The sequence below is a fragment of the Pseudomonas monteilii genome (assembly GCA_001534745.1).
In the GTDB taxonomy this organism is placed as follows: Bacteria; Pseudomonadota; Gammaproteobacteria; order Pseudomonadales; family Pseudomonadaceae; genus Aquipseudomonas; species Aquipseudomonas alabamensis.
In genome coordinates this window covers 4286298-4306837 of record CP013997.1, presented here as the reverse complement: position 1 = coordinate 4306837, position 20540 = coordinate 4286298, and the positions used below count along the sequence as shown (strand labels likewise).

At 65.3% G+C, this 20540-nt stretch carries 21 protein-coding genes; 8 read left to right on the top strand and 13 right to left on the bottom strand.

All coding sequences use genetic code 11. The annotated features are described in order from the left end of the window. Positions 1-77: 77 nt before the first annotated feature. The 7 genes from APT63_18450 (at position 78) to APT63_18420 (ending at position 8836) form a co-directional block, all read left to right on the top strand. Positions 78-1049: a proline iminopeptidase gene (locus tag APT63_18450; GenBank protein AMA47448.1), complete on the top strand. Its 972-nt coding sequence runs from the start codon at positions 78-80 to the stop codon at positions 1047-1049. Then, positions 1046-1483 carry a D-tyrosyl-tRNA(Tyr) deacylase gene (locus APT63_18445; GenBank protein AMA47447.1) on the top strand — a complete coding sequence of 146 codons (438 nt, stop codon included), beginning with the start codon at positions 1046-1048 and terminating at the stop codon, positions 1481-1483. Before APT63_18450 ends, APT63_18445 begins: the two co-directional genes overlap by 4 nt. A 322-nt stretch (positions 1484-1805) precedes the next feature. Continuing rightward, on the top strand, positions 1806-3479 hold the full coding sequence (locus tag APT63_18440) for a glucan biosynthesis protein G (protein ID AMA47446.1): 1674 nt from the start codon (positions 1806-1808) through the stop codon (positions 3477-3479). Beyond that, positions 3472-6048 carry a glucosyltransferase MdoH gene (locus APT63_18435; GenBank protein ID AMA47445.1) on the top strand — a complete coding sequence of 859 codons (2577 nt, stop codon included), beginning with the start codon at positions 3472-3474 and terminating at the stop codon, positions 6046-6048. Before APT63_18440 ends, APT63_18435 begins: the two co-directional genes overlap by 8 nt. A 220-nt stretch (positions 6049-6268) precedes the next feature. Further along, complete coding sequence (locus APT63_18430) at positions 6269-7069, top strand: amino acid ABC transporter substrate-binding protein (GenBank protein ID AMA47444.1); 801 nt, start codon at positions 6269-6271, stop codon at positions 7067-7069. A gap of 77 nt (positions 7070-7146) precedes the next feature. Further along, positions 7147-8109: an ABC transporter permease gene (locus tag APT63_18425; GenBank protein AMA47443.1), complete on the top strand. Its 963-nt coding sequence runs from the start codon at positions 7147-7149 to the stop codon at positions 8107-8109. Further along, positions 8102-8836, top strand: a complete 735-nt coding sequence (locus APT63_18420; GenBank protein ID AMA47941.1) for a peptide ABC transporter ATP-binding protein — start codon at positions 8102-8104, stop codon at positions 8834-8836. The genes APT63_18425 and APT63_18420 overlap by 8 nt, the downstream gene beginning before the upstream one ends. Positions 8837-9367: 531 nt before the next feature. Here the strand turns inward: APT63_18420 and APT63_18415 are convergent. The 9 genes from APT63_18415 to ubiE all read right to left on the bottom strand — a co-directional run bounded on the left by APT63_18415 (position 9368) and on the right by ubiE (position 15379). Beyond that, positions 9368-10075, bottom strand: a complete 708-nt coding sequence (locus APT63_18415; GenBank protein AMA47442.1) for a 16S rRNA methyltransferase — start codon at positions 10073-10075, stop codon at positions 9368-9370. Further along, complete coding sequence (locus APT63_18410) at positions 10072-10860, bottom strand: twin-arginine protein translocation system subunit TatC (GenBank protein ID AMA47441.1); 789 nt, start codon at positions 10858-10860, stop codon at positions 10072-10074. Before APT63_18410 ends, APT63_18415 begins: the two co-directional genes overlap by 4 nt. After that, the gene (locus tag APT63_18405; GenBank protein ID AMA47440.1) at positions 10857-11267 is read right to left on the bottom strand and encodes a preprotein translocase subunit TatA; all 411 of its coding nucleotides are present in this window, start codon (positions 11265-11267) and stop codon (positions 10857-10859) included. The genes APT63_18410 and APT63_18405 overlap by 4 nt, the downstream gene beginning before the upstream one ends. Before the next feature lie 3 nt (positions 11268-11270). After that, complete coding sequence (tatA, locus tag APT63_18400) at positions 11271-11552, bottom strand: preprotein translocase subunit SecA (GenBank protein ID AMA47439.1); 282 nt, start codon at positions 11550-11552, stop codon at positions 11271-11273. Positions 11553-11576: 24 nt separating this feature from the next. Continuing rightward, positions 11577-11912 carry a phosphoribosyl-ATP pyrophosphatase gene (locus APT63_18395; GenBank protein AMA47438.1) on the bottom strand — a complete coding sequence of 112 codons (336 nt, stop codon included), beginning with the start codon at positions 11910-11912 and terminating at the stop codon, positions 11577-11579. 1 nt (position 11913) lies between these two features. After that, positions 11914-12306 (bottom strand): phosphoribosyl-AMP cyclohydrolase, encoded by a 393-nt coding sequence (hisI, locus tag APT63_18390; GenBank protein ID AMA47437.1) that lies wholly within the window; start codon positions 12304-12306, stop codon positions 11914-11916. A gap of 72 nt (positions 12307-12378) precedes the next feature. Further along, positions 12379-13989: a ubiquinone biosynthesis protein UbiB gene (locus APT63_18385; protein AMA47436.1), complete on the bottom strand. Its 1611-nt coding sequence runs from the start codon at positions 13987-13989 to the stop codon at positions 12379-12381. Then, complete coding sequence (locus APT63_18380) at positions 13986-14609, bottom strand: sterol-binding protein (GenBank protein AMA47435.1); 624 nt, start codon at positions 14607-14609, stop codon at positions 13986-13988. Before APT63_18380 ends, APT63_18385 begins: the two co-directional genes overlap by 4 nt. Continuing rightward, complete coding sequence (gene ubiE / locus APT63_18375) at positions 14609-15379, bottom strand: ubiquinone biosynthesis methyltransferase UbiE (protein ID AMA47434.1); 771 nt, start codon at positions 15377-15379, stop codon at positions 14609-14611. The genes APT63_18380 and ubiE overlap by 1 nt, the downstream gene beginning before the upstream one ends. A 123-nt stretch (positions 15380-15502) precedes the next feature. Here ubiE and APT63_18370 point away from each other — a divergent pair, with 123 nt between their 5' ends. Next, positions 15503-15778: a polyhydroxyalkanoic acid system protein gene (locus APT63_18370; protein AMA47433.1), complete on the top strand. Its 276-nt coding sequence runs from the start codon at positions 15503-15505 to the stop codon at positions 15776-15778. A gap of 145 nt (positions 15779-15923) precedes the next feature. Here the strand turns inward: APT63_18370 and APT63_18365 are convergent, their stop codons facing one another. The 4 genes from APT63_18365 to hslU form a co-directional block, all read right to left on the bottom strand. After that, positions 15924-16766, bottom strand: a complete 843-nt coding sequence (locus APT63_18365) for a poly(3-hydroxyalkanoate) depolymerase (protein ID AMA47432.1) — start codon at positions 16764-16766, stop codon at positions 15924-15926. A 52-nt stretch (positions 16767-16818) separates the two neighbouring features. Beyond that, entirely contained in the window at positions 16819-18489 is a 1671-nt protein-coding gene (locus APT63_18360) for a poly(R)-hydroxyalkanoic acid synthase (protein AMA47431.1), read from the bottom strand. Positions 18490-18586: 97 nt separating this feature from the next. Beyond that, the gene (locus APT63_18355; GenBank protein ID AMA47430.1) at positions 18587-18964 is read right to left on the bottom strand and encodes a 1-(5-phosphoribosyl)-5-((5-phosphoribosylamino)methylideneamino)imidazole-4-carboxamide isomerase; all 378 of its coding nucleotides are present in this window, start codon (positions 18962-18964) and stop codon (positions 18587-18589) included. Between the two features lie 193 nt (positions 18965-19157). Beyond that, entirely contained in the window at positions 19158-20507 is a 1350-nt protein-coding gene (gene hslU / locus APT63_18350; GenBank protein AMA47429.1) for an ATP-dependent protease ATP-binding subunit HslU, read from the bottom strand. Positions 20508-20540 lie beyond the last annotated feature (33 nt).

The following is a 20540-nucleotide window of genomic DNA, read 5'->3' as shown; positions in this document are numbered from 1 at the left end:
CACACGGCGCACATGCTCAAAGCGTGATTCGGGTTTATGATGGCGATGGCCATTCAAATCCTCACACGGAGTGCGTAATGCAGACCTTGTATCCGCAGATCAAACCCTACGCCCGGCATGACCTGGCCGTGGAAGCGCCGCATGTGCTGTATGTCGATGAAAGTGGCTCGCCGGAGGGTCTGCCGGTGGTCTTCATCCATGGCGGGCCCGGCGCGGGCTGCGATGCGCAGAGCCGCTGCTACTTCGACCCCAACGTCTACCGTATCGTCACCTTCGACCAGCGAGGCTGCGGGCGTTCCACGCCGCACGCCAGCCTGGAGAACAACACCACCTGGCACCTCGTCGAAGACCTCGAGCGCATTCGCAAGCACCTGGGCATCGACAAGTGGGTACTGTTCGGCGGCTCGTGGGGGTCGACCCTGGCACTGGCGTATGCCCAGACCCATCCGGACCGTGTGCATGGCCTGATCCTGCGTGGCATCTTCCTGTGCCGGCCCCAGGAGATCCAGTGGTTCTACCAGGAAGGCGCCAGCCGCCTGTTCCCCGACTACTGGCAGGACTACATCGCCCCCATCCCGCCCGAAGAGCGCGGCAATCTGGTCGCTGCCTTCCATCGGCGCCTGACCGGCAATGACCAGATCGCCCAGATGCACGCGGCCAAGGCCTGGTCGATCTGGGAAGGGCGGACCGCCACCTTGAGGCCCAACCCGCTGGTGGTCGACCGATTCTCCGAACCCCAGCGTGCGCTGTCGATCGCCCGTATCGAAAGCCACTATTTCATGCACGACGCCTTCCTCGAAGAGAACCAGCTGATCCGCGATGTCCACAAGATCGCCCATCTGCCGGCGGTGATCGTGCACGGACGCTATGACGTCATCTGCCCGTTGGACAACGCCTGGGAACTGCATCAGGCCTGGCCCAACAGCGAGCTGAAAGTCATCCGCGACGCCGGTCATGCCGCGTCCGAGCCAGGCATCACCGACGCCCTGGTACGTGCCGCCGAACAGATGGCACGCCGCCTGCTCGACCTGCCGCTGGACGAAGCATGAAGGCGCTGATCCAGCGGGTCCGCCAGGCCAGGGTCGAGGTGGCCGGGGAGGTGGTCGGCGCCATCGATCAGGGGCTGCTGGCTCTGGTGGCTGTCGAGCCGGGCGATACCCGTGAGCATGCCGACAAGCTGCTGCACAAGCTGCTCAACTACCGCGTGTTCAGCGACGAGCAGGGCAAGATGAATCTGTCGCTCAAGGACTGTGCCGGTGGCCTGCTGCTGGTCTCGCAGTTCACCCTGGCAGCCGACACCCGAAGCGGCATGCGTCCGAGCTTTTCCACCGCCGCGCCGCCGGCCTTGGGCGCCGAGTTGTTCGCGTATCTGCTGGCCCAGGCCCAGGCCGTGCACGACCCGGTCGGCAGCGGTCGTTTCGGGGCCGACATGCAGGTTCACCTGGTCAACGACGGTCCGGTCACCTTCCTGTTACAAATATGAGGCAGGTAGACGTCTCAGAGGCTTGGAAAACGGCCGTTTAGGCGTTAAATAGTTCGTCGCGCCTGATGCGTTGTCACTCGGGCTGCTGGATAATCGCGCGCTGCGTGGACCTGCGTTCGCAGGTCCGTTTCATTCTGACTCGAGTACCGTCCGCGACCGTATGGGGAATCATTCAGCCCTTTCGGGGTCGGAACAGTGCTCGCCAACCCGGCATTGATCGCTGGCAGTTGGTTTCATGATCCGTTTTCGGCGAGGGTTGCTCGTGATTGTAAGTCCCTGTAACGCACCAAGAACCCCCGGCAATCGTCTGCGCAAGGCCCTGATGGCGAGTATCGCCCTGGCCGGTCTGTTGGGCAGTACGCCGCTGTGGGCGTTCAATCTTGATGATGTCGCAGCCAAGGCCAAGGATCTGGCTGGTCAGAAGTTCGAGGCGCCCAAGAGCAATCTGCCCGCCGTGTTCCGCGACATGAAGTTCGCGGATTACCAGAAGATCCATTTCCTGCGTGAGAAGGCCGAGTGGGCAGGCGACAAGACCCCGTTCAAGCTGTCCTTCTATCACCAGGGCATGCATTTCGACACGCCGGTGAAGATCAACGAAGTCACCGCGAGCAAGGTCGAGGAAATCAAGTACGACCCGAGCCGCTTCGACTTCGGCGACCTGCAGTTCGACGCCAAGGCCACCGATCAGCTGGGCTACGCGGGCTTCCGTGTGCTCTACCCGATCAACAAGGCCGACAAGCAAGACGAAATCATGACCTTGCTCGGCGCCAGCTATTTCCGCGTGGTCGGCAAGGGCCAGACCTACGGCCTGTCGGCACGTGGCCTGGCCATCGATACCGCCTTGCCCTCCGGCGAGGAATTCCCGCGCTTCCGCGAGTTCTGGATCGAGCGTCCTAATCCGGGCGACAAGCACTTGGTGATCTACGCGCTGCTCGACTCGCCGCGCTCCACCGGTGCCTACAAGATGATCCTGCGCCCGGGCGACGACACCATCGTCGACATCAAGTCGCGCGTCTACCTGCGTGACAAGGTCACGCGCCTGGGTGTCGCGCCACTGACCAGCATGTTCCTGTTCGGCAGCAACCAGCCCTCCAAGGTGCTGAACTACCGTCCGGCCCTGCACGATTCCGAGGGCCTGTCGATCCAGGCGGGCAACGGCGAGTGGCTGTGGCGCCCGCTGAACAACCCCAAGCACCTGGCCGTGAGCAACTTCACCGTGGAGAACCCGCGTGGGTTCGGCCTGCTGCAGCGTCAGCGCGACTTCAGCCACTTCGAAGACCTCGACGACAACTACCAGACCCGTCCGAGCGCCTGGATCGAACCTCGCGGCGACTGGGGCAAGGGGACCGTCGACCTGGTCGAGATCCCGACCGCGGACGAGACCAACGACAACATCGTGGCGTTCTGGAGCCCGCAGGACCTGCCCGAGCCAGGTCAGCCGATCGAGCATGACTACCGCCTGCACTGGACCCTCAACGAGGCCCAGTTCCACGCCCCCGAACTGGCCTGGGTCAAGCAGACCCTGCGCTCGACCGGTGACGTGAAGCAGTCCAACCTGATTCGCCAGCCCGATGGCAGCATCGCTTTCCTGGTCGATTTCGAAGGCCCGGTCCTGGCGGCTCTGCCGGAAGATGCGGCCCTGCGCAGCCAGGTCAGCGTCGGCGACAACGCCGAGGTGGTCGAGAACAACCTGCGTCACAACCCGCAGACCAAAGGCTGGCGTTTGACGCTGCGCCTGAAGATCAAGGACCCGACCAAGGCCACCGAGATGCGCGCGGCGCTGCTGCGTGACGTGCCGGTCGAGGCCGCCAAGGACGCTGCGCCGGCCAAGGATGCCAAGCATGACAAGGCCGCGGCCAAGCATGCCAAGGCGGCCAAGCCTGCCGAGCCTGCCGAGCAACCGGCCGCCGAAGCGGCGCCCACCGACGGGAAACCGGCCACCACCGAAACGGTGCTGACCGAGACCTGGAGCTACCAGTTGCCTGCCGATGAGTAACGTGACCGCGACATCCCAATCCCTGGGCGAATACCTCGCCCACCTGCCGCTGAGCGACGAGCAGCGCGCCGAGCTGGCCGACTGCACGTCGTTCGACGAGCTGCACCAGCGCCTGGCAGGCCTCGCGCCGGGCCAGGTGGACGATGCTGCCCAGGGCTCGGTGGCGAGCCGCCTGACCCTGGGCACTGCGGCCGAACTGGAGGACGCCGAGCTGCTGGGCGTCGACAGCCAGGGTCGTGTGAGCCTGAAGGTCGCACCGCCGATCAAGCGCACCCATGTGCTGCCAGAACAGTGGCGTACCAACGTGCTGGTGCGCATCTGGCGCCGGCTCACGGGCAAGTCGGTGGACGCGCAGCCGCCCAAGCGCGACCCGGAGCTGCCGGCCGCGCGCTGGCGCTGGGTCGGCTCTGTACGCCGATACATCCTGCTGGCCCTGATGATCGGCCAGACGCTGGTGGCAGGTTGGTACATGAAGGGCATCCTGCCCTACCAGGGCTGGTCGTTCGTCGACCTCGACGAGGTGGTCAACCAGCCGCTCTGGGACACCGTGGTCCAGGTCTGGCCGTATGCCTTGCAGACCAGCATCCTGATCCTGTTCGGGATTCTGTTCTGCTGGGTGTCGGCCGGCTTCTGGACGGCCTTGATGGGCTTCTTGGAACTGCTCACCGGGCGCGACAAGTACCGCATCTCCGGCAGCAGCGCCGGTACCGAGCCGATCGCTCCGACGGCGCGTACCGCCCTGGTGATGCCGATCTGCAACGAAGACGTGCCACGCGTATTCGCCGGTCTGCGGGCGACCTTCGAGTCAGTGGCGCGCACGGGCGATCTGGATCGCTTCGACTTCTTCGTGCTCAGCGACACCAACGACCCTGATATCGCCGTGGCCGAGCAGCAGGCCTGGCTCGACCTGTGCCGCGAGACCAAAGGGTTCGGGCGCATCTTCTATCGTCGCCGTCGCCGCCGGGTCAAGCGCAAGAGCGGTAACCTCGACGACTTCTGCCGTCGCTGGGGCGGCGAATACAAGTACATGGTCGTGCTCGACGCCGATAGCGTCATGAGCGGCGACTGCCTGACCAGTCTGGTGCGCCTGATGGAGGCAAACCCGGACGCAGGCATCATCCAGACCGCACCGAAGGCCTCGGGCATGGACACCCTCTATGCCCGTCTGCAGCAATTCGCCACGCGGGTCTACGGCCCGCTGTTCACGGCCGGCCTGCACTTCTGGCAGCTGGGTGAATCGCACTACTGGGGGCACAACGCGATCATTCGCATGAAGCCCTTCATCGAGCACTGCGCACTGGCACCCCTGCCGGGCAAGGGCGCGTTCGCCGGGGCCATCCTGTCCCACGACTTCGTCGAAGCGGCGCTGATGCGGCGTGCCGGCTGGGGTGTGTGGATCGCCTACGACCTGCCGGGCAGCTACGAAGAGCTGCCGCCGAACCTGCTCGACGAACTCAAGCGCGACCGTCGCTGGTGCCACGGCAACCTGATGAACTTCCGGCTGTTCCTGGTCAAGGGTATGCACCCGGTGCACCGTGCGGTGTTCCTGACCGGCGTGATGTCCTACCTGTCGGCGCCGCTGTGGTTCTTCTTCCTGGTGCTGTCGACGGCGTTACTGGCGACCAACACCTTGATGGAACCGCAGTACTTCCTCGAGCCGTTCCAGCTGTATCCGCTGTGGCCACAATGGCACCCGGAGAAAGCCATCGCGCTGTTCTCCACCACGGTCGTGCTGCTGTTCCTGCCCAAGCTGCTCAGCGTGGTGCTGATCTGGGTCAAGGGCGCCACCGAGTTCGGCGGGCGGATCAAGGTCACCCTGTCCATGCTGATCGAGATGCTGTTCTCGATGCTGCTGGCGCCGGTGCGCATGATCTTCCACACCCGTTTCGTCCTGGCCGCGTTCCTGGGCTGGGCCGCGACCTGGAACTCGCCACAGCGTGACGACGACTCCACCCCCTGGAGCGAGGCGATCAAGCGCCACGGGCCGCAGACCCTGCTCGGCTTCGCCTGGGCCGCGCTGGTGGCCTGGCTCAACCCGAGCTTCCTGTGGTGGCTGGCACCCATCGTCGGTTCGCTGGTGCTGTCGATTCCGGTGTCGGTGATTTCCAGCCGTACCGGCCTGGGCCTGCGTGCACGCGACGAGAAGCTGTTCCTGATCCCGGAAGAGTACGCACCGCCCCAGGAACTGGTGGCGACCGACCAGTACACCCACGAGAACCGTTGGCATGCCCTGCGTGACGGCTTCGTGCGCGCCGTGGTCGACCCGGTGCAGAACGCCTTGGCCTGCGCCATGGCCACCGCCCGTCATGGTCAGGCCGAGCCGATCGAGGCACAGCGCCGACGCCATGTGGACAAAGCGCTGGAAGCCGGTCCCGAGCGCTTGGACGGCACGACCCGTCTGGCCCTGCTCAGTGACCCGGTAGCGCTGTCGCGTCTGCATGCCGGTGTGTGGAACGCCTATCCCTCGACCTGGATCGAGCGCTGGCGGTCGATCACCACCGACGCGCACTCGCCGAGCCTGCCGCTGCACCCTGAAGGCGAGCCGACCTCGACGCTGGCCAACGCGTAACGCACGCGCTGCTGTACCCAAGCCCGGAACCGTCAGCGGTCCCGGGCTTTTTCATGCCTGCGGTTCACCTGTCATCGCCTTTCGGCCCACAAAGGCTCGCCTGCCTCTAGGTGACGGGCCGCGCATGCGTTAGCATCGCTTCCCGACAAAGCGGATCGACCCGACAGCCCGTGGGCCGACCAATAAAAACGTTCGTCTTTCCTGTCTAGGGGACCTGGTCATGTTCAAGAAATACCTGTCGCGGCTTCTGCTGGGCGTCACGGCACTGGCTGCCGTCTCGGCCGTGCAAGCGGGCGCCATCGACGACGCGGTCAAGCGCGGTACGCTGCGCGTCGGCATGGATCCGACCTACATGCCGTTCGAGATGACCAACAAGCGTGGCGAGATCATCGGCTTCGAAGTGGACATCCTCAAGGCCATGGCCAAGTCGATGGGCGTCAAGCTCGAAACGGTCTCGACCGCCTACGACGGCATCATCCCGGCCCTGTTGACCAACAAGTTCGACATGATCGGCAGCGGCATGACCCTGACCCAGGAACGCAACCTGCGCCTGAACTTCAGCGAGCCCTTCATCGTGGTCGGCCAGACGCTGCTGATCCGCAAGGAGCTGGCAGGCGAGATCAAGTCGTACAAGGACCTGAACGACGAGAAGTACCGCATCACCTCCAAGCTCGGCACCACGGGCGAGCTGATCGCCAAGAAGCTGATCGCCAAGGCCAAGTACCATGGCTACGACAACGAGCCCGAAGCGGTCATGGACGTGGTCAACGGCAAGGCCGATGCCTTCGTCTACGACGCACCCTACAACGTCGTGGCGGTGGACAAGGTCGGTGGTGGCAAGCTGGTATACCTCGACGAGCCGTTCACCTTCGAACCCCTGGCGTTCGGCCTGAAGAAAGGCGATTACGACAGCATCAACTTCATCAACAACTTCCTGCACCAGATCAAGCACGATGGGACCTATGATCGTATCCACGACAAGTGGTTCAAGAACAAGGACTGGCTGAAGGACATGGAATGAGTCTGGCGTGCTGACCAGTCTTTGACCCCAACGCGCAGGCCGGTCCTGCGCGTTCGCTTTTATGGAATGACCCGAACGTGATCAAACACAAGCAAGCCCGCTGGCCCTGGCATGGGCTGACGGCGCTGATCCTGGTGGGCCTGGCCGCGAGCCTGTACCTGGCCACCTCGATGATCTCCTACGAGTGGCGCTGGAACCGAGTGCCACAATATTTCGCCTACCAGGCCGAAGAAGCGCAGCGTGCTGCCGACTACGGCACCGTGGAGGCTGTCGTCGAGCAGGGCGACACGGCGCAGGTGACGCTCAAGGAAGAGGGCGGCGGTCAGCAGGTGCTGAACGTGGCCCGCGACAGCCTGCAGGTGAGCCGGGGCGACGACGTGGCCGAGGGCGATGCCATCGGCGTCACCCGCAGCTGGTCCGCCGGCCCGCTGGTCTGGGGCCTGTGGACGACGGTCTGGCTCTCGGCGGTGTCCGGCGTACTGGGGCTGCTGATCGGGCTGCTGGCAGGGTTGTGCCGGTTGTCCAGCAACCCGACGCTGCATGGCCTGTCCTCGATCTACGTCGAGCTGGTGCGCGGCACGCCGCTGCTGGTGCAGATCTTCATCTTCTACTTCTTCATCGGGACCGTGCTGGACCTGTCCCGGGAGTTCGCCGGCGTGGCCACGCTGGCGCTGTTCACGGGGGCCTACGTGGCCGAGATCGTGCGCGCCGGGGTGCAATCGGTGGCCAAGGGGCAGAGCGAGGCAGCACGCTCCCTGGGCCTCAATGCCGGGCAGTCGATGCGCCACGTCATCCTGCCCCAGGCCTTCAAGCGCGTCCTGCCGCCGTTGGCCGGGCAATTCATCAGCCTGGTCAAGGACAGCTCCCTGGTGTCGGTCATCGCCATCACCGAACTGACCAAGAGCGGGCGCGAGGTCATTACCACGTCGTTCTCGACCTTCGAGATCTGGTTCTGCGTGGCAGGCCTCTACCTGTTGATCAACCTGCCGCTGTCGCGACTGGCCAGCTGGCTCGAGCGGAGGCTTGCGCAAAGTGATTGACGTTCAGAACCTGTTGAAGGTCTTCGATGCCCGCGGCCACGTGGTGCGTGCGGTGGATCAGGTCAGCACCCGTGTCGCCAAGGGTGAAGTGGTGGTGGTGCTGGGGCCGTCGGGCTCAGGCAAGTCGACCTTCCTGCGCTGCCTGAATGGCCTGGAGGATTTCGACGCCGGGCACGTGGCGATCGCCGGCATTGCCCTGGACGACCCCAAGACCGACATCAACGCCTACCGCCGCGAAGTCGGCATGGTCTTCCAGCATTTCAACCTGTTCCCGCACATGACCGTGCTGGAGAACCTGTGCCTGGCACAGAAGGTGGTACGCAAGCGCGGCAAGGCCGAGCGCGAGGCCAAGGCCAAGGCGTTGCTGGAGAAGGTCGGGATTGGTGCCAAGGCCAACGAATACCCCTCCAGGCTGTCCGGCGGGCAGCAGCAGCGCGTGGCCATCGCTCGAGCCCTGGCCATGGACCCGAAGGTGATGCTGTTCGACGAACCGACCTCGGCCCTCGACCCGGAAATGGTCGGCGAAGTGCTGGATGTGATGAAGACACTGGCCCAGGAAGGCATGACCATGGTCTGCGTGACCCACGAGATGGGCTTCGCCCGCGAAGTGGCCGACCGTGTGCTGTTCTTCGACCATGGCAAACTGCTGGAGGATTCGGCGCCTCGTGAATTCTTCGCTTCGCCAAAGGACCCGCGGGCCCAGGCGTTCTTGCGGCAGGTGCTCTGAGAAGGAGGAGCGGCAAGCAGACTGCGGCGACGAGATACCGTCTTGGGCTGCACGGGTCCTGTGGGAGTCCGCTCGCCGCCTTGGCGCCGCGCTGTCGCGCAGAGAACATAGCGATAGCTGGCAGGATCCGAAGCTTCATTGCTAATCGATTTTAGGGCCGCTCTGCGGCCCATCGCGGCACTGGGGCCGCTCCTACACCCGTAGCCCCACCGTGCGGGGTTGCAGGCTATCGCGGTCACCTGTGGGAGCGGCCCCTGTGCCGCGATTGGGCCCGCAGGGCCCACAAAACCCTAAAAATTATTTCCTTTGAAATCAACAAAATATTTTTTGTTCTATAGGAGCTGGCTTGCCAGCGATAGCGTCCGTGCAGCGACGCTAGGGTCGGCAGGTATTGGCATGCGGTGAGGCTACCGACGCCATCGCGGGCAAGCCCGCTCCCACATTGTGGCTCAGACCGGCGCACTCCCTCTGTGGGAGCGGGCTTGCCCGCGATGAGGGCGGTGACGCACCGGATGAGTTAGCGTCCTGTCCCTAGAACAGCCGCGACACCAACGCCGTCACCGCCGTTTCGACCCGCAGGATGCGATCGCCCAGCTGTACCGGCGCAAGGCCGGCCTTGGCCAGCAGGTCCACCTCATAGGGGATCCATCCGCCCTCCGGCCCGATGGCCAGCGTCACCGGCCCCTCGACCCCGCGCGGGCAGGCGGGGTAGGGACCGGGGTGGCCCACCAGGCCCTGGGTGCCTTCCACCAGCGCAGGCAGCCGGTCTTCGACGAAGGGCTTGAAGCGCTTCTCGATGATCACCTCCGGCAGCACCGTGTCCCGCGCCTGCTCCAGGCCCAGCACCAGGTTCTCGCGGATCGCCTCGGGGGCCAGGAACGGGGTTTGCCAGAAGCTTTTCTCGACCCGATAGCTGTTCACCAGCACCAGACGCGGCACCCCCAGGGTCGCGACCGTCTGGAAGATCCGACGCAGCATCTTCGGGCGCGGCACGGCCAGGATCAACGTCAGCGGCAGCTTGGGCGGCGGCGGCTGGGTAAGGTCCACCACCAGTTCCGCCTCATCAGGCGCCAGACGTGTCACCGTCGCGCTGCCCATCGCCCCACCAAGCACGCCGACGCGCAGGCTGTCGCCTACCGCAACACGATGGATGTCCTGCATGTGGGTCAGACGGCGGCCACCCAGGACCACCCGATCGGCCGCGGTGAAATCGGCGGCCTCGAGCAACAACAGGTTCATGGCTGGGCCGCAGGCGGTTGATCGTCAGGGTGTTCGGCGGCCTCACGCTCGGCACTGCGCTTGCGCACCAGACCCCCGAACAGCACGCCGATCTCGAACAGCAGCCACATCGGCACTGCCAGCAAGGTCTGCGAGAAGATATCGGGCGGCGTGAGCACCATGCCGACCACGAAGCAGCCAATGATCACATAGGGCCGGATCTTGCGCAGGTAACCGACATCGACCACCCCGATCCACACCAGCAGCACCACGGCCACCGGGATCTCGAACGCGACGCCGAAGGCGAAGAACAGCGTCATGACGAAGTCCAGGTAGCTGGCGATGTCCGTCATCATCGACACGCCTTCCGGGGTCGCTGCGGCGAAGAAGCCGAAGATCAGCGGGAACACCAGGAAGTAGGCGAAGGCCATGCCGGCATAGAACAGCACGATGCTCGACAACAGCAACGGGATCGCGACGCGTTTTTCGTGACGGTACAGCCCTGGCGCGATGAACCCCCAGACCTGCTGGAGAATGAACGGGATCGCCAGAAACAGCGACACCGTCATGGTCAGCTTGAAGGGGGTCAGGAACGGCGAGGCCACATCGGTGGCGATCATCGTCGCATTGGGCGGCAGGTGCTCACGCAACGGCGCGGACACCAGGGTGTAGATCTGCTGGGCGAAGGAGAACAACCCGGCGAAGATCAGGAAGATGGCGGCGACGCAGCGTAGCAGGCGCGTGCGCAGTTCGGTCAGGTGCGACACCAGCGGCATCGGCTGGTCATGTTCCGGTGTTTCGCTCATGGGGCCTTGGGTGTCCGGGGCGGTGAGGCCGGGTCGGTGGGCGAACCGGCCAGGGGAGCGGTCTCGACCGGCTGCTCGACGACCGGCGCGGGCGTCGGCGCACCAGGCGGTGCGTCCTGTGCAAGGGGCTGCACGTTGGCAGCGGAGGAAGCCGCCGGCCCTTTCGGGTCGAGGATCCGGCGAGCTTCCTGCTCCAGCGACACGATGTGCTCGTTGTGCAGCTGACGACGGATCTCGTCGGCGCCGATTTCCCGTTCCACTTCCTGGCGAATGCTGTTGAAGCTGCGCTTGAGCCGGCCGATCCATAGCCCGGCGGTGCGAGCGGCGCCCGGCAGGCGTTCAGGGCCCAGCACCAACAGGGCGACCAGGCTGACGAGCAGCAGCTCGCTGAAACTGATGCCGAACATCGGTCAGTCGTTCCGCGGTGGCGTTTGCACGGGGCGCGCCTGGCCGTCGATCGTCGTCGGCGGTGGGGTCACCGGCGTGGTCTCGTGCGTGGGCATCGGCTGAGCCGGGGCGACAGGGGGTGGCGTTGGCTCGACCGGCTTGGTCTCCTCGTCGCTCATGGCCTTGCGAAAGCCCTTGATGGACTCGCCCAGATCGCCGCCGAAGTTCTTCAGCTTCTTGGTGCCGAAGACCAGGACCACGACGATCAGCAGGACGATCCAGTGTTTCCAGTCGAAAATACCCATGACGGTTTACCTCGAGTTCGTGATTCAGGCAGAAGGCTGACGGGCCGCTTTTTCGACATGCCCGGACAGGCCGAAGCGGCGCTCCAGTTCGTCGAGCACGGCCTGGGGATGCTGGCCGAGCGCGCTGAGCATGATCAGGCTGTGGAACCACAGGTCGGCGGTTTCATAGATGACGTCGCTGCAGTCATGGCTGATGGCAGCGTCCTTGGCAGCGAGGATGGTCTCGACCGACTCTTCGCCGACCTTTTCCAGAATCTTGTTCAAGCCCTTGTGGTACAGGCTGGAAACGTAGGAGCTGTCGGGCGCGGCATGCTTGCGCGCTTCGAGCACCTCGGCGAGGCGCGTGAGGGTGTCGCTCATGTCAGTGTCCTGCAGAGTAGATGGCATCCGGGTCCTTCAGGACCGGATCGACGGTGACCCACTGGCCGTTCTCGAACACACGGTAAAAGCAGCTTTCGCGTCCGGTGTGACAGGCGATATGGCCGACTTGTTCGACCCGAAGGATGATCACGTCGGCATCGCAGTCCAGGCGCATCTCGTGCAGTTTCTGCACATGCCCGGAGTCTTCGCCCTTGCGCCACAGTTTGCCACGCGAGCGTGACCAGTAGATGGCGCGCTGCTCGGCGGCGGTCAGCGCCAGCGCTTCGCGGTTCATCCAGGCCATCATCAGCACGCGCCCGGTCTGGTGGTCCTGAGCGATGGCCGGCACCAGGCCATCGTCGTTCCACTTGATCTCGTCCAGCCAGTCTTTCATCGTTCACTCCAGCATCGGGCCCGCTCCTGTACCGGACCCTGGCGCTAGTGTGCCAGCCAGGGCCTGGCCTGGCTATCGGCGTACGATCAGATAGAGCCCGCTGGAGAGCATCACCCAGGCAGGCCAGGTGGCAGGGTCACTGAAGCTGGCCGCACCCAGCATCAAGGTCACACCGCCGCCCAGCAGGCCTGCGCCCAGCAGACGCAGAGGCCAGCGATCTTCGTCGCGGCGCTGACGGGGCAGCTTCGGGTCCTTCAGGTGGGGCTGCGACAGGCGTTCGAGCAGGTCGCGGGTCATGTCGGCCAGGTGCGGCAACTGCTCGGCCTGGCTCTGCAGGTTGCCCAGCACGGCCCGAGGGCTGTAGCGCTCGCGCATCCAGCGTTCCAGATAAGGCTTGGCGGTGCTCCACAGGTCCAGTTCCGGGTACAGCTGGCGCCCCAGACCCTCGATGTTGAGCAGCGTCTTCTGCAGCAGCACCAGTTGCGGCTGGACTTCCATGTTGAAGCGGCGCGCCGTCTGGAACAGGCGCATCAGCACCTGGCCGAACGAGATGTCCTTGAGCGGCTTTTCGAAGATCGGTTCGCAGACGGTGCGGATCGCCGCCTCGAACTCGTTGAGCTTGGTCTGCGCGGGCACCCAGCCCGAGTCGATGTGCAACTGGGCGACGCGGCGATAGTCGCGCTTGAAGAAGGCGAACAGGTTGCGCGCCAGGTAGTCCTGGTCTTCCGGGGTCAGGCTGCCGACGATCCCGCAGTCGATGGCGATGTACTTGGGCGCCCAGGGCTTGACCGTGCTGACGAAGATGTTGCCCGGGTGCATGTCGGCGTGGAAGAAGCTGTCGCGGAACACCTGGGCGAAGAAGATCTCGACGCCGCGCTCGGCCAGCAGCTTCATGTCGGTGCGCTGGTCGGCCAAGGTCGCCAAGTCGGTGACCGGCACCCCGTAGATGCGCTCCATCACCAGCACCTTCGGCCGGCAGAAGTCCCAGTACACCTGGGGCACGTACATCAGCTCCGAGCCTTCGAAGTTACGCCGCAGCTGGCTGGCGTTGGCCGCCTCGCGCAGCAGGTCGAGCTCGTCGTAGATGGTCTTCTCGTAGTCGCCCACCACTTCCACCGGGTGCAGGCGCCGGGCATCGACGGAGACGCGCTCGGCGCCCTTGGCGATCAGCAGCAGCCAGGCCAGGTCCTGGGCGATGATCGGGCGCAGGCCCGGACGCACCACCTTGACCACCACCTCTTCGCCGGTCTTGAGCCGCGCCGCATGCACCTGGGCGACCGAGGCCGAGGCCAGCGGCTCGACATCGAAACGGCTGAACACCTCGCCGACCGTGGCGCCCAGTTGCGCCTCGATCAACGCCACGGCCTTCTGCGGATCGAAAGGCGGCACCCGGTCCTGCAGCAGCATCAGCTCATCGGCCACGTCCGCCGGCAGCAGGTCGCGCCGGGTGGACAGCAACTGGCCGAACTTGATGAAGATCGGCCCGAGGTCCTGCAGGGCCATGCGCAGGCGGGCGCCACGGCTGATCGGTGAAGGCTTGCGCGGCCACCAGCGCCACGGCATGAACAGCCGGAGGCAGCGCAGCCACCATGGCAGCGGCAGATCGAACAGCACGTCATCGAGACGGTAGCGAATCACTACGCGCTGGATGCGGAACAGGCGGCGGACGGCAAGCAGCTTCATGCGTTATCGCTGGCATCAAGGGATCGGGCAAGGCGCGCCAGGCGCGCCTCGAGGCGTTCGAGGTCGACTTTCAGGTGATCAAGTTCGCGGAAGGCGGCTTCCGCTTCGCGTTGGCCGACCAGCGTGCGCGATTCCTCGGCCAGGTACTCGGCGAGGTTCTGGCCGAACCGCGCCAGGCCGTCCTGGGTCCAGCGCGCGCGCTGGCGTACGTGCCCGGCCAGCAGGGCGGTCGGCACCGGCCCCAGCCAGCGGGCCAGTTCATGCTCCCAGTCCAGCTCCAGGTCCTGCAGCACGCCGAACAACTCGAGCAGCGGCCCGGTATCGCCCAGCAGCTCGACCTCGGGGCTGTGCAGGACACGGGTCTTGTCCTTGGACAGGGCCAGGCGTGCCAGGCTGCTGGCCGGGGCGCGCAGGGTACAGTCCACCGCACCTTCCCACTGGCCGGCCAGCATCAGGCCTTCTTCGTCGGGCAGCAGGAAAAGCGTGAAGGCCGGCTGACGGCAGTCGATGGCGATCACCGTGCCCTCGAGGCTGGCCAGGCGCGGCAAGGCCGTGCTGTCCAGGCGCAGGACCCGGTTCAGGCCATGCTCGACGCTGGCGATGAGGCCGGCCAGGAGCATCAGGGCTTGATCCCGCGGTGCAGGGCGACGATGCCGCTGGTCATGTTGTGGTAGGTGACCCGGTCGAAGCCTGCGCTGACCATCATCGACTTCAGGGTTTCCTGGTCGGGGTGCATGCGGATCGATTCGGCCAGGTAGCGGTAGCTTTCCGAATCATTGGTGATCAGCTTGCCCGCCAGGGGCATGAAGGCGAAGGAATAGGCGTCGTAGGCCTTGGACATCAGCGCGTTGGTCGGCTTGGAGAACTCCAGCACCAGCAGGCGACCACCGGGCTTGAGCACGCGCAGCATCGAGCGCAGGGCGTCTTCCTTGTGGGTCACGTTGCGCAGACCGAAGGCGATGGTCACGCAATCGAAGTGATTGTCCGGGAAGGGCAGCTTTTCGGCGTCGGCCTGGACGAACTCGATGTTGCCCGCCACACCACGGTCGAGCAGGCGATCGCGGCCTACCTTGAGCATGGAGGCGTTGATGTCGGCCAGCACCACCTGGCCGGTCGGCCCGACCAGACGCGAGAACTTGGCGGCCAGGTCGCCCGTACCGCCGGCGATGTCCAGCACGCGGTTACCGGTGCGCACACCCGACAGCTCGATGGTGAACCGCTTCCACAGCCGGTGCATGCCGCCGGAGAGCACGTCGTTCATCAGGTCGTACTTGGCCGCGACCGAGTGGAAGACCTCGGCGACCTTGGCCGCTTTCTCGCTCTCTGGGACGTTCTTGTAGCCGAAATGCGTGGTGGGTTCGGCGTGGCCGCCTTTGCGCTGGTCGTTCATATCGCTTCACCGAGAAAAATTACCGCCATTCTAGGGCGAACGGCCGGATTTGTCTTGACGGGGTGTGCTGCCCGATGGGCACGGGCATAATATCGATACTGTCTTACACCCAGGATTCAATGAATGACCCAGATCAGCGTGGAACGTCCCCATCACCTCGGCCGCGAAGCCGCGCGCGCCAAGGCCGAGGCCCTGGTCGACAAGCTGTCCGGCAAGTACGACCTCAAGGCCGACTGGCAGGGCGATCGCGTCGACATCTCGCGTAGCGGCGCCAACGGCAGCGTGTTCATCGGCGACGACCGCATCCGCATCGACCTCAAGCTCGGCATGATGCTGTCGATGATGAGCGGCACCATCCAGGGCGAGATCGAGCGGGCGCTGGACAAAGCGCTGGCCTGACAACGTCCTATCGCTGGCAAGCCAGCTCCCACCCAGACCTCTGCAGCCGTCGGTCTAGGCATGGCTGCGCAAGCAGCTTGTGGGAGCGGGCTTGCCCGCGATGCAGGCGCCGCGGATCGTGCTCTGTCGCGGATGAGTCAGCCCTCTAGACGGGCCTGGGGTGCATCACCGCAGGCTGCCGTTCCTGCTGCAGAAAGCCCATCACGACCGGCGCGATGGTCTCGGCGCGGGTGATGAGGAACAGGTGCCCATCGTCGATCACATGCAGCTTGGCATGGGGAATCCGCCAGGCCAGCAGGCGCATGTTGACCAGCGGAATCAACGGGTCGTCGTCGCCTGCCAGCACCAGCGTCGGCTGGCGCAGCCTGTGCAGCCACGGCAGGCTGCTCCAGCCCAAGGCCGCGAACAACTGCCAGTAGTAGCCCGTCCTGTCGCCCGCCCGGACTTTGGCGGCATGCTCCAGCGCCAAAGCCGGGTCACGGCGCAGGCTGCCGCCATAGATCAGTCCAGCCAGGCGCACCGTCTCGTCGGGATCCGTATAGCGCCGCGGGCTGGCCATCGCCCAGAGCACGCGAGGCTCGGCCGGCACCATGGGTACCCCGGCGGCGGTCGCGGCCAGGATCAGCTTGCGGCAGCGTTGCGGATAGTCGCGGGCGAACTGCTGGGCCAGTCCACCGCCCCAGGACACGCCGATCACGTTGACCTGGGCGTACCCCAGGGCATCGAGCAGCTGCGCGCTCAATCGCGCCAGACCGCTGAACCGGTAGGGGCGAGGGGGCGTTGACGAGCCACCGACCCCGGGTGCGTCGAAGGCGATGACTTCCAGCGCGGGGTCCAGGGCCTCGATGAACGGGAAGACCAGTTCGAGGTTGGCGCCGATGCCATTGAAGATCAGCAAGGGGGTCAGGTGCGGCTGCCCAGGCCGCACGGCGGTGCGCAAGGCTTGACCGTCCACGTGCACGGTCTTGAAGACATACGGCTGCGACATGGCGCTTTCCTGTGAGGGTGATGGGCACTGGGCCTGCAAGAAGGTCGTCGGCTCAGCGGTCATGGACATAAGTACCCGGTGCGGCGGCGTCCGGGGCATGGCCCTTGTCGCCCAATTGCTCGGGGGCGGTCTTCAAGGGGCCGGAACGTGCCTCCAGCCAGGCCTGCCAGTGGGTCCACCAGGAACCGCCATGGGGTGTGGCCGCGCCCTCCCAGGCGTGCGGATCATCGACACCGGCCATGCCGGCCTGAAAGCGTGCCTTGGGGTTGCCAGGCGGGTTGAGAATGCTCTGCACATGGCCGCTGTTGGACAACACGAACTCGACCTGGCCACCGAACAGGCGCGCCGAGCGGTAGCAGGCCTGCCACGGCGTGATGTGATCGGTGGTGGCGCCCAGGCAGTAGACGTCTGCGCGTACCTGGGCAAGGTCGATCGCCGTACCGCAGACCTCCAGCGCCCGGGCGCGGGTCAGGGGATTGTGTCGGTACAGGTCGATCAGGTCGCCGTGGAAGGCGGCCGGCAACCGGGTGGTGTCATTGTTCCAGAACAGGATGTCGAACGGCGGCGGTGTCAGGCCGAGCAGGTAGTTGTTGACCCAGTAGGGCCAGACCAGATCATTCGGGCGCATCCAGGCGAACAGGCGAGCCAGCTCCTTGCCTTCCAGCACCCCCGCCTGATAAGAGCGCTGACGTGCCTCATCCAGCGTACGGTCGTCGGTGAACAGTACCAACGGGCTGTCCAGCGTGGCGTCGAGCACGCTGACCAGCAGCGTCAGGCTGTGCAACGCAGGTTGCCCGAGCGCGGCGTAGTGGCCGGCCAGCGCGGCGCAGGTGATCCCGCCGGAACAGGCGCCCAGGACGTTCACATCCACGCTGCCGGTGATGGCGCGCACGGCGTCGATCGCGCCTTTGAGTGCTTCGACGTAGGTCGACAACCCCCATTCGCGCTGGTCCGGGGTAGGGTTGCGCCAGCTCATCATGAAGGTCTGCTGAGCGATCGACAGGCTGAAGTGCACCAGGCTCTTGTCCGGTGTCAGGTCGAAGACATAGAACCGGTTGATCTGCGGCGGCACGATCAGCAAGGGCCGCCTGCGGACCTGGTCCGTGAGGGGGCGGTACTGAATCAGCTCGAGCACGTCGTTGCGATAGACCACCGCGCCCTCGCTGGTGGCCACGTCGCGGCCCACGACGAACGCGTTCGGCTCGACCTGACGTGGCATGCCGCCATTGTCCAGCCAGTCCCTGGCCAGGTTGGCCAGCCCCGCGACGGCGCTCTGGCCGCCGGTTTCCAGCAGGCGCTTGAGCGCGGCCGGGTTGGCGGGCGAATTGGTCGGCGCCAGGGCTTCGGTGAGCTGATGGACGAGGAAGTGGCCGCGATGGATGTCCGCAGCCGGCAGCCCGCTGTGCTCGACCCAGTCGTGCAGTTCGTCACGCCAGGCCAGGTAGGCCTGCAAGCTGCGGCGGTAGAGCGGGTTCTGGGTCCAGGTGGGGTCGGCGAAGCGTCGGTCTCCACGCGGTGGCTCCAGCGTGGAACTGCCTGCCAGCACCTCCTTGATCCGCTCGCCCAGTCGATAGGCATGCCGCGCACTGTGCAGGGGATGACGCAAGGCATGCTGCGCCAGGGCTCGCGCGCTGGCCAGCAGGTCCCTGCCTTGCAGGCCCGTGAGGGGGTTCAAGCCATCGGCGCTGCGGGGTGGCCGCTCGCCGGCAGGGGTGCGACGCATCGGTGAGGCTTCCTTGTGCTCGAGCGAAGGGTCGTGGCGCATCGATCTGCACCGGTGTCTGGGGACAGGGTGGTCCTACACCCCATTCAAGCACACCTCACAGCATCAGTTTGACCACCGACTCGGACGGATCGCGCGAGCGCCCGGCCTCGCGCAGTGCGTCCAGGTAGTCCGACCACAGCGCCTCCTGCCGCAGGCACAGCTGCTCCAGGTACTCCCAGGTGAACAGGCCGCTGTCATGCCCGTCGTCGAAGGTCAGCTTGAGGGCGTATCGCCCGGCCGGCTCGACACCGGTCAGCCCGACACCCAGCTTGCCGACCTGCAGGATCGGCTTGCCATGGCCCTGTACTTCGGCAGACGGCGAGTGCACCCGCAGGAACTCGGCCGGCAGGTGATACACCTCGTCAGGCCCGTAGGTCAGGGTCAGGGTCTTGGCGGCCTTGTTCAGGTTGATCGCGCTGGGCAATCTGGGCATGGCGGCAGTCTCGATGGCAGTGGGGGCACAACGCTACAAGTCACACGCGGCAAGCTGCAAGTGGTTCGTGGTGACGACAGGCGAGGGTTTGTCTCGGCGGGACGGCAGCTTGAGGCCGCTGGGGGCATGGGTGAACAAAAAAGCTCCAAGCCGACGTGATCAGCTTGGAGCTTGGGGCTTGCGCTTGGAAGCCTCAGAGAATGTAGCGAGACAGGTCTTCGTTCTGCGCCAGTTCACCAAGGTGGCCATTCACGTAGTCGGCGTCGATGCGCAGCGGGGCCTCGTCGTGACCGCTGGCCATGTCGCCGGCGCTGAAGGAGACTTCTTCCAGCAGGCGTTCGAGCAGGGTGTGCAGGCGGCGGGCACCGATGTTCTCGGTCTTCTCGTTGACCTGATAGGCGATTTCGGCCAGGCGCTTGATGCCTTCGGGCGCGAACTCGATGTTCAGGCCTTCGGTCTTGAGCAGCTCACGGTACTGTTCGGTCAGCGACGCGTGCGGTTCTTGCAGGATGCGCTCGAAGTCCTCGGGGGTCAGTGCCTTGAGCTCGACGCGGATCGGCAGACGGCCCTGCAGCTCTGGTACCAGGTCGCTCGGCTTGCTCAGGTGGAACGCACCGGAGGCGATGAACAGGATGTGGTCGGTCTTGACCATGCCCAGCTTGGTGTTGACGGTGCAGCCTTCGATCAGGGGCAGCAGGTCGCGCTGTACACCCTCGCGGGAGACATCGGCGCCGCCGACGTTGCCGCGCTTGGCAACCTTATCGATCTCGTCGATGAACACGATGCCGTGCTGCTCGACCGCTTCCAGGGCGTTGGCCTTGAGCTCTTCCTCGTTGACCAGGCGGCCGGCCTCTTCGTCGCGTACCATCTTCAGCGCTTCCTTGACCTTGAGCTTGCGCGATTTGCGCTTGCCCTTGCCCATGTTGGCGAACAGGCTCTGCAACTGGTTGGTCATCTCTTCCATGCCGGGCGGCGCGGCGATTTCGACGCCAGCGTTCTCGGCGACCTCGATCTCGATTTCCTTGTCGTCCAGCTGGCCCTCGCGCAGGCGCTTGCGGAACAGCTGGCGGGTGTTGGAATCGCTGCTGCTGCTCGGCGCGGCTTCTTCGGCGAAGCTGCTGGCGGTACGTGCCTGGGGCAGCAGGGCATCAAGGATGCGCTCTTCGGCGGCATCTTCGGCGCGGTGGCGCACGCGGATGATCTCCTGCTCGCGCAGCAGCTTCAGCGCGGCATCGGCCAGGTCGCGGATGATCGACTCGACGTCACGGCCGACATAGCCGACTTCGGTAAACTTGGTCGCTTCGACCTTGATGAACGGTGCATTGGCCAGCTTGGCCAGGCGACGGGCGATTTCGGTCTTGCCGACGCCGGTCGGGCCGATCATCAGGATGTTCTTCGGGGTCACCTCGGCACGCAGCTCGGCCGGCAGCTGCATGCGCCGCCAGCGGTTGCGCAGCGCGATGGCCACGGCGCGCTTGGCGTCGTCCTGGCCGATGATGTGACGGTTGAGTTCGTGGACGATCTCGCGGGGGGTCATGGACATGATGATGTGGGTCCTCGGGCGACGTGATTCAGC

Bases quoted from the DNA above. Each gene is read 5' to 3' on its own strand.
- hisI (AMA47437.1), bottom strand. From the start codon at position 12,306: ATGAAAGACTGGCTGGACGAGATCAAGTGGAACGACGATGGCCTGGTG.
- APT63_18450 (AMA47448.1), top strand. From the start codon at position 78: ATGCAGACCTTGTATCCGCAGATCAAACCCTACGCCCGGCATGACCTG.
- APT63_18385 (AMA47436.1), bottom strand. From the start codon at position 13,989: ATGAAGCTGCTTGCCGTCCGCCGCCTGTTCCGCATCCAGCGCGTAGTG.
- APT63_18410 (AMA47441.1), bottom strand. From the start codon at position 10,860: ATGAGCGAAACACCGGAACATGACCAGCCGATGCCGCTGGTGTCGCAC.
- ubiE (AMA47434.1), bottom strand. From the start codon at position 15,379: ATGAACGACCAGCGCAAAGGCGGCCACGCCGAACCCACCACGCATTTC.
- APT63_18395 (AMA47438.1), bottom strand. From the start codon at position 11,912: ATGAGCGACACCCTCACGCGCCTCGCCGAGGTGCTCGAAGCGCGCAAG.
- APT63_18445 (AMA47447.1), top strand. From the start codon at position 1,046: ATGAAGGCGCTGATCCAGCGGGTCCGCCAGGCCAGGGTCGAGGTGGCC.
- APT63_18440 (AMA47446.1), top strand. From the start codon at position 1,806: ATGGCGAGTATCGCCCTGGCCGGTCTGTTGGGCAGTACGCCGCTGTGG.
- APT63_18360 (AMA47431.1), bottom strand. From the start codon at position 18,489: ATGCGTCGCACCCCTGCCGGCGAGCGGCCACCCCGCAGCGCCGATGGC.
- APT63_18355 (AMA47430.1), bottom strand. From the start codon at position 18,964: ATGCCCAGATTGCCCAGCGCGATCAACCTGAACAAGGCCGCCAAGACC.
- APT63_18370 (AMA47433.1), top strand. From the start codon at position 15,503: ATGACCCAGATCAGCGTGGAACGTCCCCATCACCTCGGCCGCGAAGCC.
- APT63_18365 (AMA47432.1), bottom strand. From the start codon at position 16,766: ATGTCGCAGCCGTATGTCTTCAAGACCGTGCACGTGGACGGTCAAGCC.
- APT63_18415 (AMA47442.1), bottom strand. From the start codon at position 10,075: ATGAACCTGTTGTTGCTCGAGGCCGCCGATTTCACCGCGGCCGATCGG.
- hslU (AMA47429.1), bottom strand. From the start codon at position 20,507: ATGTCCATGACCCCCCGCGAGATCGTCCACGAACTCAACCGTCACATC.
- tatA (AMA47439.1), bottom strand. From the start codon at position 11,552: ATGGGTATTTTCGACTGGAAACACTGGATCGTCCTGCTGATCGTCGTG.
- APT63_18435 (AMA47445.1), top strand. From the start codon at position 3,472: ATGAGTAACGTGACCGCGACATCCCAATCCCTGGGCGAATACCTCGCC.
- APT63_18430 (AMA47444.1), top strand. From the start codon at position 6,269: ATGTTCAAGAAATACCTGTCGCGGCTTCTGCTGGGCGTCACGGCACTG.
- APT63_18405 (AMA47440.1), bottom strand. From the start codon at position 11,267: ATGTTCGGCATCAGTTTCAGCGAGCTGCTGCTCGTCAGCCTGGTCGCC.
- APT63_18380 (AMA47435.1), bottom strand. From the start codon at position 14,609: ATGCTCCTGGCCGGCCTCATCGCCAGCGTCGAGCATGGCCTGAACCGG.